The sequence below is a fragment of the Alteromonas sp. KS69 genome, from assembly GCF_003989595.1.
Lineage (GTDB): Bacteria > Pseudomonadota > Gammaproteobacteria > Enterobacterales > Alteromonadaceae > Alteromonas > Alteromonas naphthalenivorans.
The window spans coordinates 220,120-231,939 of record NZ_PYHU01000008.1 but is presented as its reverse complement, the minus strand read 5'-3'; the positions used below and the strand labels follow the sequence as shown (position 1 = coordinate 231,939).

The following is an 11,820-nucleotide window of genomic DNA, read 5'->3' as shown; positions in this document are numbered from 1 at the left end:
ACCGCGTATGTTTTGTTTTAGCAATTAAAATACCAGTAACAATATAGACGCATCAGCGTAAGGCCAATAAACCTTGTCAGAATCATTGTAAGCTGCGTGAGTTACCTATAAAAAAACCGGCGAAGAAACGCCGGTTTTTGTCTTGACCTTATAAAAAGCAAATTACATTTTATAAGCTACGGTTACATAACCAAAGCGGCCGATATTGTCGTATGTAGCATCGTTTGAACCAGTACCAGTGGTACCCGTAGGCAGTGCACGGTTAAACAGGTTATCAATACCCACGGTTAGGCTGACGCCATTCGCGAAGTTGTAACCTGCGGTCACGTCAGTAACTGCATATGATGGCAGTTCCATACGATTACTCGGGTTAGGGTTGAGAGCTAACTCTTGATTATCGTAAAGGCTTGCACGTTCAATGTAGCGAGTTTTCCAACTTGCTTCCCAGTCACCGCGGCTGTAATTAAGCGTGAATACACCTTGCCAATCAGACTCACCCGCAGTGCCCGCGTATTGGTAAAATAGGTCTGGGTTGTCTTGGAATGGGAACTCTTTGCGATCTTTTAGGTAGGTTGCGATCAGGCTTGTACGAAAGGCACCTTCTAGCGCATCAAAGTCGTAGCCTAGTTCGAAATCTACACCCTTTGCTTCTTGGCCCGCAATGTTCAACGCATAACTGCGAATTTGCGTGATTTCACCTGTTTCTGAATCACGGTCGATAAGGCCGCAATATGGGTTATCTATACCTGTTTCAGAGTCTACGCAACGATCAAGAATAGTTTGACCATCTATGCTGGTAATTGCATCGGTAAGTTCAATTTCCCAATAGTCGACAGTAGCAGTAAAGCCTTCAAACCAACCAGGTGTGTAAACCAAGCCTAGTGTTTTAGAGATAGATTGCTCCGCTTGAAGGTCAATGTTACCACCGTTTACACCTTCCAACGTGGCTGAGTCATACTCAGAGTTAAAATCTGCTGGAACACCTAATGCGTTACAGTTTGCGATACGCTGGTCGGCGTTGGCAAGGTTATCTAGGTTGTCTGTACGGCATGGGTCGTCAACGTTGAAGAACGTTTGGCTAGCTTCGCCGTATAGTTCACTAATATTTGGTGCGCGAAGCGCTGATGATTTAGTCGCTCTCACTCGTAAGTCTTCGAAAACCTGCCAATCTAAACCAAGCTTCCAGCTCTTCGCATTACCAATAGACGAATAGTTAGCAATACGGGCGGCCGTGTCGAACGTCAGCATATCTACGCCTGGAAGGCCTTCAAGTAGCGGTATAGTAAGTTCTGTAAATACTTCAGATACGTCATACTCACCTTTGTCTTCGCCAAGAACATTGAAGAAGGTGCCAACTGCATTATTAGGCTCTTCAATTTCGCTTTTCTCTTTGCGATATTCTACACCTGCGGCAAAACCTACGTAGCCCGCTGGTAACTCATAAATACCAGAGTTCGCAATCGTTGCGCCAGCGTTGTACTGTTCAATTGTGCTGTTACCCACAGAGGTGGTATTCACATAATCAATAGCTTCTTGTGAAGGCTGACCGTAACCCATAATGTTAAGCGGAACACAGCCATCTGCACTGCCTGATGCACAAACAATGTTACCATTGTCGTCTTCAATAGCGTCTATTGCGTTATAGAAGTTCTGAAGAATCAGGTTGTTGCGGTTCTCACGCTCTAGCTCAGTTTTACCGTAGTTTACGAATGCTTCGTAGTTCCACTCATCATTGATGTAACCTTCAACACCAAGTACGTAGCGATAAGTTTCACGCTCGTCCGCCTCTGTACGACGACCTAAGTCGGTCATCATGCGGTTTAGCACGATACTATCAAGATCGTTTGCGTCCATGTACTCAGCAACGCTGTCGTCTAGGAATGCGTTGTTTCGAGAGATAGTCGTTTCATCGCTATAGAAGAAGAAAGCAGGCTGCCCCATAGAAATGGCGCGAGTACGGGCGTATTTAGCTTGCGCGTAAACGGTGGTGTCGTCGTTTAGTGTGTAGTTACCTTTAACATTTACGTTAGTACGGTCAAACTCAGGCTGTAGTTGCGTGAACTGGCCAAGGTTGAAAAAATCGCAGTTAGCGCAGAAAACGCCGTCTACTTGCTCGCCAATATAAATGTCTTTAAGTGAACCGTCAGCGTTGAAAGTTTTGGTTCCATCACCGAACACACCTGCGTTATTTAACACGTAGTAACCGGCGTTAGCCGTGTAGATATCATCAGGGTATGCGGTTGAATCTAGTTGGTCTTCACTGCGCTCGTAACCCATGATGCTTTCAAAACTCATGTTACGATAAGACGTGGCAGTCCACGGGTTGTCTAGCGCATCTAACGATTCTTGTGAGCTATATTCAGCTGCAAAAGCGATGTTACCGCGGTCGTTGTCGAAGTTGAAACCGTAAGACGCTTGATACTTATCGTTCTTATAGCCGTTTTCCTGCGCAAAACCTTGGGTTGCGCTAATGTCGAACCCTTCAATATTCTTTTTAAGAATGAAGTTAACTACACCGGTAACCGCGTCGGCACCGTAAACAGCAGATGCACCACCAGTTACAATTTCAACACGCTCAATCCATGAAGTTGGAATCGTGTTCGTATCAACTGCGGCTGTGCCTGCTGATGAAGATACGTGGCGTTTGCCGTCGACCAACACTAATGTGCGGTCTGTACCCATACCGCGAAGATCTAAAATGTTTAGCCCCGCAGTACCAATAAATTGTCCTGAGTTACCAAGCGAGAACGTGTTAGCTAAAGAGGGCAGTTCATTAAGCACCTCACCAATGTTCATCGCACCTGAGTTAAGCAGTGACTCGCCAGAAATAGCGGTAACCGGCGAAGGTGCAATTGCGCCCTGACGAGAAATACGTGAACCTGTAACTTGAATTTTTTCGACATCGGCGCCACTGGTCGCAGAGTCTTGCGCCAATACGTTGGCGGAGGTCAACGCGACGCTTCCAGCCAATGCTAACCGAACAGCAGTTGCAATATTTTTCATGTGTGTTCCTGGTAAATTAAATTTTCGTGCTTGTTATCAAATAAGGCCAAATTTTAGGCAAGCCTTAAAAGGTTATTTTGTGTTCAAAGTTATACTTGTGTCTAAGAGGGCGCGCATTCTAATGAGCATGAGCAGACGAAATCAATTTTTTACGAAGAAATGAATAACCCTTTTGGGAGTATTAACTTATTGTTGATTTTTATTTAAACATTAGGTTTTTGTTATATGCGGGATTTTTGGTTGAAAAATGAAAAATCTTTAGGTGTTAATTAAACTGGCGGTCAAATTTTGTTTATTTTGCGTAATTTTCATGCAGTAATTTCAGGTGTAAAACTTCAGAAATCCATCTTCTGAATCGGATAAGCTAATATTTAAATTGTTAGTGCGATATTTAACCTGCTTAAGATTAGTTCTGCATTTCATCTTAATACTTGGGCTGCTCATCGCATGGGGAGGAATGTTAATTGAGTTGTTATTAGTTGTTTAAAAAAGAAGGTTTAAATAAGAAGGTTTAAATAAGAAGGTTTAAATAAGAAGGTATAAATAAGAAGGTTTAAATAGGAAGGTTAAGATTACGCTAAAATTATCAGATTGATCATTCTCGTATCGTTCTCTAGTAGGAGAACTAATAAGGCTCAATTAGTAATACCGACCAATGTGTCATTCATAATTTTTCTCATTCTGGTTACTGGGATGATGCTTAAAGTGTATTGTATTTTGGCCGGTTTTTAGAGCCTGGTTATTTCAATCGTCACGTCTACATCTGGGCTCTCATCCCATGAATAGGTATCGGTATTCTCGTACTAACACTTAATAAAACCTTGGAACGTTTAACCGAGTGATAGCACTAATGCCACGAGCTTGGCTATGAAATTTAGTAAATTGAAAAGAGTATAAATAGTTTAATCTTCGTCGAGGGCAGTAAGCGCTTTATCTTTTCTGATTTTGTTAGTGAGGTAATAGTGGGGGGAATTCTGCTACAGCTTTAGGATATAGTGGGCTAGATAGCAAAAAGCCCCTAAAATAGGGGCTTAATACGAATTGGTGGAGCTGGCGGGATTTGAACCCGTAACTATTTTCATGATTTCAATTGCTTAGCTAACTCTCGTCACTGCTAATGTCACCAGAATATTGAGCCGGTACACTACTAAACTTAGTTGACCTTAACAATTGTCCCGCCTGTTCAATGTGAAATTGCTTACATGCCGCCATAACTAGATATCTGACATAGTCGGTTTCAACTAAGGATTGAACAGTATTCTCTACATCCTTTGAAACAGAAGTTATATCAACAGTGAATGAAGAAACTGCCTCGAGAGTTAAGGAGAACGCAATCTCTGAGTCTTCTAAATCATGACCAACAAATCCAGTTAATTCGGATTTAGACTCAAAATGTAATTCGATCACATTATTTTCCGAGTCTTCAGTAGTATCGATTTCTTCAAAATTAATTGCTAAAGAACTTTTAACTAAGCCTTTTTTGTTAGAGACATCTAATCTTTTATCATCGAATGATGAATGTAAGAGCTTTGATCTCAGTAAATCTAATTGAATGTTCATTAGTTAATGGCAGTCCTTTGAATCATAATCAACATTCTTGGCTGAGATTGATTTATTAGCATAACTAAAGGTAGCTTCTTCTCCAAATACTACGTCTTGAGTAGTAGAAGTCCTTGTGATGTGCGTAACATTCAAATTGATCACATCTCTAGTTATCAATTTTTCCTCGCAGGCTTTTTTGATAAAGTCATTAATTTTAATGCCCATCCTTTCGGATTGATAAGCAACCTGCCTGTGCAAGTCATTACCAAGCCGAACATTGAGTGAACCTTTAAATGTTTTATCTGGTTCAGCTCCTAATTCTTCACAAATTATCAAATAATCATCAACAGCACTTTTAAACTCTGCTTCTAGTTCCAATACTGTATCACCTGAAAAGGTAACTAGATCGTTAATATATAATATTTTCCCATAAAGATTTTTCTTATGAAGACACGTTTCTATTGAGCCTATGTACCCTTTATAATCTAAAACGTTCATATCGCACCTCTACAAATATCCATATTCTTTCAACTTCTGTACAACATCATTAAGTGCACTTTGACAAACGGGATCACTGCCGTGCGGCTTATGAAGGATAATTTTATTCATTGATTCATCGAAGAAAATAATCCTACTCCCGCTGGTTTTCCCTCTATTGTGTAATGTAAAACCGAGATTTTGTAAAAAGCTACTGAGTTTAGAAAATCTGCAGTCGCTCGGTACCGGTATTCTTTGTATGTAAATCTTGAATTTGTCTTGACTTCCCACTTCCGTACTCGCATCGGTTCCATGTGATAATAGTGCAACTAAAAAATAGTTGCAAAGAATTTGTTGTGTTCTTGTGCCGAATCGTACAAGAAATACGACTAAATAACTAAGACTCGTTTATCCATCTTCCATAAACTTTTCGAATCATTCCCCAATCAGCATGACCCATTTGCTTTGCAACCCACATAGGATTTTTGCCAGATGATAGCATCATTGATGCATAAGTATGCCTACATTGGTAAGGGTAACGATAAGGAATATTTAGCTTTTTAAGAGCAGGTTTCCAAGTGTATTTACGTAACCCGTCAGCATATTTGTACTCTTTCATAGTCTTTGGGTCAATAAATACTCTTTTCGAATTAAAGAACTTTGATGATTCTATTGATGTAAGAGCCTGTAATGCCAAGCAGTGCAATTCTATAGTTCGAATGCTTCCAGCAGTTTTAGGTACTTTCTCTTTTCCAGAAGTAATATTAACCCGTATGTGTGCCAAACGTTTTTCTATATCAACGTCTTCCCAACGAAGTCCAAGTAATTCACCAGTCCGCAAGCCTGTATAAAATGCAAATTGAAAAAACTCTTTATAGGGGGACTGTAACGCATTAAGTATTTTTTTGATCTCAGACTTATTGAAGGGCTTTGGTTCATTAATTTTTTGTTTGTACCTTTCAATGCGTTCGACTGGATTTGAGTCGATTACACCATCAAAGTATGCACGCTTGAAGATCTGACTAAGCACATTGCGAGTTTCATTAATTGATTTACCAGAGAGTAAGCATTCAGATGCCCATTCATCAAACATACTAGCTTTAAACTCATTTAAAATCAGGTGTCCCCAATTAGGCTTAATGTATGAATTGTATTTTTGTGTATAGCCCCGAATAGTTGTATGTGACCAGTTTCGCTGCTTTTGTTTAAACCAAATGTTTGAATAATCGTGAATAGTGTAAGTACAGCCATTATCAAAAGCTTTTTGCATTATCTTGCTGTTGGGAAAGCGACTCGCAATTGCTTTGTCGTTTAGTGAAATCGCCATCTTGTAAATAGCTTCTTGTTCCTCAATTCTTTTTGCAGCGGTTTTATTATGTGGGGCGGGTATCGTTTCTCTGAATCTTTCATGGTTAAGAGTGAAGTCTATTACATATCCGCCGTTTACAGCTTTAACACTCATTTTGTTATTCTCCTTTCATCCATTGGTAAATCATTTCAACGATAAAAATCAATCTGCCATCAGGCGCTTTTAGATAATGCCGCTGTTTTATCCAAACACCTTTTTTCACCTTCATTCGAATTGCTTCTTTTGAATATCCTGTCATTTCAGAAAGTTTGTCTGTTGTTACTAATCCGCTCATAAATTTGTACTCCCGTATAAACGAAGTACTAGATTGGTCTTGATTGGTCTGCTAAAACAGGGGGCATACGGGTTACATACGGGTAGTGAAAATATGGAAGTTGTTGAAAAACAGGATGTTGAAGATCTAGAGAAGTCGTTAGACGTAGCGTTGCAGTTTTTTAGTGTTCACCTACCGAACATAGTTGGTGAAGAAATTGGGGCTTTTCTAATAGAACAAACTCATCGATTGATTCGACAAAATGCGGCTGATGAATCCCATTTTTACTTTACTGCTGCAGAAATATATAAGTCTATGAATGGGCAAGACGATTCAGAGAAAGCAAGACGCTGGATGAAAGGGCATGAAGAAAAACTCTCAAAGCTTTTTGCTCAAACATCTTCATTGAACGCATTACTTACAGAAAAAAATTTAAGCCCACTTAGACTAGAGCGCGTGAATTCGAAAGGTGGCATTCCTACGAAGTGGAGAATTCGCACTGGTTCTGTGAAATCGACTGGTACAGGAAATTCAAATGCCCTAAAGGTGCGGTACGTCGTCACACATATTGATGATGCATTGCCATGGGCTAAACCTTTTTCCAATCTGATTCTAACTCCAAGAAAGCTTATATTAGTTGCAATAGGTTTACTGACGTCGATTGTACTAACACTCTACACGCTTATTGGATTGGTAGAGTGGGGCAGCAAGACGACTAATACATGTGTGGTTATTTTTGGCATAGTTGCAGGTATCATTTTCAAGACGCTGCACGAGTTACTTAATAAAGGGATAACGACATATCCTGCATTTTGGTCTAAAAAATTAGCAAAAAATAAGCTACTAACGATTAACGCGACAGGACAAACTAACGCACCTATATGCATGAAAGCAGTTACGATTGAAGCGAAATGCTCAGTTTGTGGGGAAGACCTACTAATTGAAAAGAGCAGAGAGTTTCATAATAGGTTCGTTGGAAAGTGCAGGGTGGCACCGTCAGAACATGTGTTTTCTTTTGACCATATAACGAAGGAGGGAACATTCCTTCGTTAAAAACAAGACCGTATTTTTAAAGATCATTATGAATAATGCGTTGCGGTTTATATGAATTCGGGTTTGCTGTGGAATCTGATAGCGCCATGCTCGATACGTGAATATTCAAAAGCCTCATCTAATGAACCGAACGGTCCAGCCATTTGCACATTAGAGCATTCACCAGAAGTAACGATAACCATGCCGCTAATAAAGGCGTCAGTGTTATGCATTTCATTCAGTGTATTTGCTTTTCGGCTATCTAATGTCATTACTAAACAGCAGAGGCCATCTGTAGATAAATCAAATGGTGACTCTTCGGGCAAGCGTTCTCGTGAATAACCGAGAAATTGCTGCTCTGACATAGATAGCGGAGTACTGCTTTCCCGAGTAACATTTTTATTAGCGCAGCAATGCTTGTATTTCTTGTTGCTCCCACATGGGCATTTATCATTTCTACCAATTTTCATATTTGTCTCTAGTTTGTTTTGTTCAGTACAGTTATTTACACAAGTCCAAGATGCCTTCGGCTTTTGGGGCTTTCCCCTCACGGGAAATCCCCAGTCGCCTTCGGCTACCCCCTGAGCCTTCGTCGACAGCCCGTCCTTCCCGTTGGGAGGGCGGGCTGTCAACTCGTTCAGCGGGTGACGAAAAGAGCTGCCAGTTTTTATCTGGTATAGCGTATGTGCCTTCAGTGAAACGGATGTGTTTTGGCTTTTGGTTGTAAGCGTGTTTTGAAAGGGTGCTTAATTCACAATGTTGATACTGCGTTTTAATTTGATTTTCATACTCGAGGGAGAAAGGGCGTTCTATACGCTTCACGTTTGCGCCACCCATCATTATTAAATAAGAAAGCCAATCAGATTCATCTGCCGCTTTTTGAAGCTTTCCTAATGGTGTGTCACTACTTTCTAATTCTAACTTTCTTAACTGTCGCCATAACGTAACCGAAGGCAGCCCTAAAAATTGAAACTGCCTTATATTGTATAGTGATGCCCAAGCAGTGATTTTTGATGCAGACTGTTTCGCATCGTTGCCGTAGTTGTCGGTATCTAGAAATTCACCATCAATATTTTTACAAATGTATTTAGCGATATAGTCTTGCGCTGAACCCTTTTCAGGATCTATTGGCTCTGCTTTGAATCTATTTTTGTCCGCGCCGGATTCGTCGGCATCATCTTCCATTGCATAATGCCTTAAAATGCTTGTTACACGTGCCAACTGTTCTGGCGGTGTGAATAGCAATAAATGCCAATGTGGTGTGCCGTCATGGTGTGGCTCAACAACACGCAAGCCGAACACTTCTATTCCTTCGCGATGGAACTGTGCTCTAGCTTTGCGCCATTGGGCATTAAGATACTCATTAGCATCTTTAACAGAATAATTTAAATATTTAGGGTTCGGCTTACCCGATTGGTAGTGTGAATGGAACTTGGATGGTGTGGTGATGGTATAAAAGCACCCCACATGGTTTAGCAGTTTAGAATACTCTTCCGTTCCCTTTATTCGAACCATCAATTCGGCTCTTCTTACTTCAGGATTAGATACGTTTGCCTGATAAGCATCCAGCATAGAAATAAACTCACCATCAGCACTGCAGAACCATTTAGATTTCATAAACTCAAGGGCTTGCTCTTTTTCCCACTTAAATTGGCGCAATCGGTCACTACTGCAATAAGCACTTTTTTTCTGATTCACTAAATCTAACTGTCGACGTATTTCTTCTACTTTTTGGCTGGCAATTCGTTTCAGCTTGTTGAACCAAAATTTCTCTGAACGCGCTTGAATAATGCCCTCAGTGGCTGAAATGTCGTCAGGAAGACTGATGTTGTATTTAAGTAGTTTGGCTTTGCATAGACAGAGTGCGTGGGCTTCACTTAAATCGGCGGTATCGCGCAAGCATTCCATAGCTTTCGATTTAGCAAAGGCTTTGAGTTCTTTGATGTCAGAAGTTAGGTTTAGATCTGCTAAGTGAAGGTGTTTATTTAGGCTGGAAAGGAAGCGGTTGGCTTGTACATAGTCATGTTGTTTAGAAAGCTTGAGGTACTTATGCGCAGCGTCATAAGCAAGAGGGGATATGAAATCGAATATTTTTTTGCGAAAAAGGTGACATTCACGTGTACCAATACCACTTGTCAATTCATTAGGGCAGGTGACAGTCTCGCGACAGTCGAGTACAGATTCACGACACTTTTGAGCCCTATTTAGACCCTGAGAGACCGAATTAGTAGAAAGTGATGATTCGCTGGAAGCAGCGTTATTAGAGGGATAGAGCGGTCTAGAAGGTTCTAGACCGCATCTGGAATTGGTGGAGCTGGCGGGATTTGAACCCGCGTCCAGAAAATGTCTACCTTTGGTACTACATGCTTAGTTTGTCTTTTCTTTAACTACTTTAGACCCCGACAAACAGGGTTCTTGGTAGCTGTCCCGATACTATTTCGCGGTTCAACCTCAGGAGAGTTTCCCTCGCTAGTTTGCTTGGATGACCTTCCGAATCCACGCTAGCAAACAAAGCTGTGGTGGAAGGGCCTATACCGGTTATTAAGCGGCTAGTGCGTAGTTTTCGTCGTTTGCGACTATTTGTATGCGGCTTTTTTAAGAGGCCAGCCGCACCTCTGCATGCACCTCCGGCTTCCAAGATCCTGTCGAATCCTAATCAGCCCCGAGTGTGAAAGCGCAGTATAACATAACTTGCTTGCGGTTAAATGATTTCTTTATATTTTGCTTTCAAAAGATGCATTTATCGGCGATAACCATTAAAGTGTACCGGCTTAAAATTACAATTGATGTGCCAATGCCTTCAGACTCAATAATATATACCCCTTATACCTTACCTTGCGGGGTAGTGGTACGTAATCGTCTCGTAAAAGCGGCGATGGAAGAGAACATGTCGAGTGCGGGCAGTCTTCCTGGTAGTGCGCTGTATACCCTTTATCGGTACTGGGCGCATGGGAACTTGGGCATGGTTATTACGGGCAACGTGATGGTCGATCGCGAGTCGATGACAGGCCCAGGTGGTGTTGTACTAGATAAAAACTCTCCCTTAGAGCCGTTCGAGCGCTGGGCTAAAATTATCAAATCCAATGGCGCGTTAGCGGTGATGCAAATTAATCACCCTGGTCGTCAGGTATTTAAAGCCATGCAGGGTAAAGCCATTGCGCCCTCGGCTGTACCTCTTAAGATGGGTAAACACTCAAAACTGTTTGCCGTTCCAAAAGAAATGACTTGCCAAGACATTCACGATGTGTGCAAACGCTTTGTTGAAACGGCAGTGCAAGCGCAAAAAGCGGGTTTTGATGGCGTTGAAATTCACGCGGCCCATGGTTATCTACTCACCCAATTTTTATCGCCACTAACCAATCAGCGACAAGACGAGTGGGGCGGTTCTATTATTAATCGTGCACGTTTACTGATTAATATTGTTAGCCAAATTCGCGCGGTATGCCCAAGTGGCTTTATTGTTATGGTTAAACTTAATTCTGCTGATTTTCAGCGCAATGGGTTTAGTTTTGATGATGCCTGTGAAGTGGTACGCCGTTTAGAGGCGCTAGGTGTTGATGTGGTGGAATTGTCAGGCGGTAGTTATGAAGCGCCAGCCATGCAAGGGCAAACTCGAGACGATACTACCCTTGCTCGTGAAGCATATTTTCTTGAATTTGCGCACACCCTTGAAACCAAAACCGATATTCCGTTAATGACAACGGGCGGTATAAAGCGGGCTGAAGTTGCTGAAAAAGTGATTCAGCAAGGTTGTTCTTTGGTGGGGTTAGCCAGTGCGTTGGCCATTACGCCTGATTTAGCCAAGAAGTGGCAGCAAGAATGGCGTTATTCGGGTGTTATTCCGCACTGTACGTGGAAAGATAAGTCATTAGCAAGTTTAGCAAACATGGCTATGGTTCGCCGTCAGTTAAGGCGTTTAGGTAATAACTTAACAACTCTGCGTTCGCCTTCGCCATTGTGGAGCTTGGTACTTGATATGATGCATCGCAAGTCGATGACTAAGCGTGATGTTAATGCTAAAAATGGTAGTGTTCAGCTTACTAGTCAAGAAAGCAGTAATGACAAAAATGTTACCGCTAGTTCAGCTAGTGCAAGTAATGTTAGTGCAGACCAGTCCAGTAAATAGCCCAATAACTAATCCAAT

At 41.5% G+C, this 11,820-nt stretch carries 9 protein-coding genes and 1 other RNA gene; 2 read left to right on the top strand and 8 right to left on the bottom strand.

What is annotated here, in order from left to right:
• Positions 1 to 162: 162 nt before the first annotated feature.
• The 5 genes from C7Y69_RS08170 to C7Y69_RS08145 form a co-directional block, all read right to left on the bottom strand.
• A complete protein-coding gene (locus tag C7Y69_RS08170) occupies positions 163 to 3,003 on the bottom strand; it encodes a TonB-dependent receptor domain-containing protein (RefSeq protein WP_126872363.1) in 2,841 nt (946 codons plus the stop codon).
• A 1,098-nt stretch (positions 3,004 to 4,101) separates the two neighbouring features.
• Positions 4,102 to 4,563 (bottom strand): hypothetical protein, encoded by a 462-nt coding sequence (locus C7Y69_RS08165; protein WP_013783870.1) that lies wholly within the window; start codon positions 4,561 to 4,563, stop codon positions 4,102 to 4,104.
• Between the two features lie 3 nt (positions 4,564 to 4,566).
• The gene (locus C7Y69_RS08160; RefSeq protein ID WP_013783871.1) at positions 4,567 to 5,043 is read right to left on the bottom strand and encodes a type II toxin-antitoxin system HicB family antitoxin; all 477 of its coding nucleotides are present in this window, start codon (positions 5,041 to 5,043) and stop codon (positions 4,567 to 4,569) included.
• 376 nt (positions 5,044 to 5,419) lie between these two features.
• Entirely contained in the window at positions 5,420 to 6,484 is a 1,065-nt protein-coding gene (xerC, locus tag C7Y69_RS08150) for a tyrosine recombinase XerC (protein ID WP_013783872.1), read from the bottom strand.
• A gap of 4 nt (positions 6,485 to 6,488) precedes the next feature.
• Positions 6,489 to 6,665 carry a hypothetical protein gene (locus C7Y69_RS08145; protein WP_013783873.1) on the bottom strand — a complete coding sequence of 59 codons (177 nt, stop codon included), beginning with the start codon at positions 6,663 to 6,665 and terminating at the stop codon, positions 6,489 to 6,491.
• A gap of 93 nt (positions 6,666 to 6,758) precedes the next feature.
• On the opposite strand from C7Y69_RS08145, the gene C7Y69_RS08140 reads away from it, so the two are divergent.
• The gene (locus C7Y69_RS08140; protein ID WP_126872362.1) at positions 6,759 to 7,697 is read left to right on the top strand and encodes a hypothetical protein; all 939 of its coding nucleotides are present in this window, start codon (positions 6,759 to 6,761) and stop codon (positions 7,695 to 7,697) included.
• 47 nt (positions 7,698 to 7,744) lie between these two features.
• On the opposite strand, the gene C7Y69_RS21710 is transcribed toward C7Y69_RS08140, so the two are convergent.
• The 3 genes from C7Y69_RS21710 to ssrA all read right to left on the bottom strand — a co-directional run bounded on the left by C7Y69_RS21710 (position 7,745) and on the right by ssrA (position 10,340).
• A complete protein-coding gene (locus tag C7Y69_RS21710; protein ID WP_083820139.1) occupies positions 7,745 to 8,146 on the bottom strand; it encodes an SEC-C metal-binding domain-containing protein in 402 nt (133 codons plus the stop codon).
• Positions 8,147 to 8,177: 31 nt separating this feature from the next.
• Positions 8,178 to 9,815, bottom strand: coding sequence for a replication endonuclease (locus tag C7Y69_RS08130; RefSeq protein WP_126872361.1), 1,638 nt, complete (start codon positions 9,813 to 9,815; stop codon positions 8,178 to 8,180).
• Positions 9,816 to 9,982: 167 nt separating this feature from the next.
• Positions 9,983 to 10,340, bottom strand: a transfer-messenger RNA (tmRNA) gene (gene ssrA, locus C7Y69_RS08125).
• Positions 10,341 to 10,470: 130 nt separating this feature from the next.
• Between ssrA and C7Y69_RS08120 the strand changes: the two genes are divergently transcribed.
• Positions 10,471 to 11,802: an NADH:flavin oxidoreductase/NADH oxidase family protein gene (locus C7Y69_RS08120; protein ID WP_244360232.1), complete on the top strand. Its 1,332-nt coding sequence runs from the start codon at positions 10,471 to 10,473 to the stop codon at positions 11,800 to 11,802.
• Positions 11,803 to 11,820: the final 18 nt, after the last annotated feature.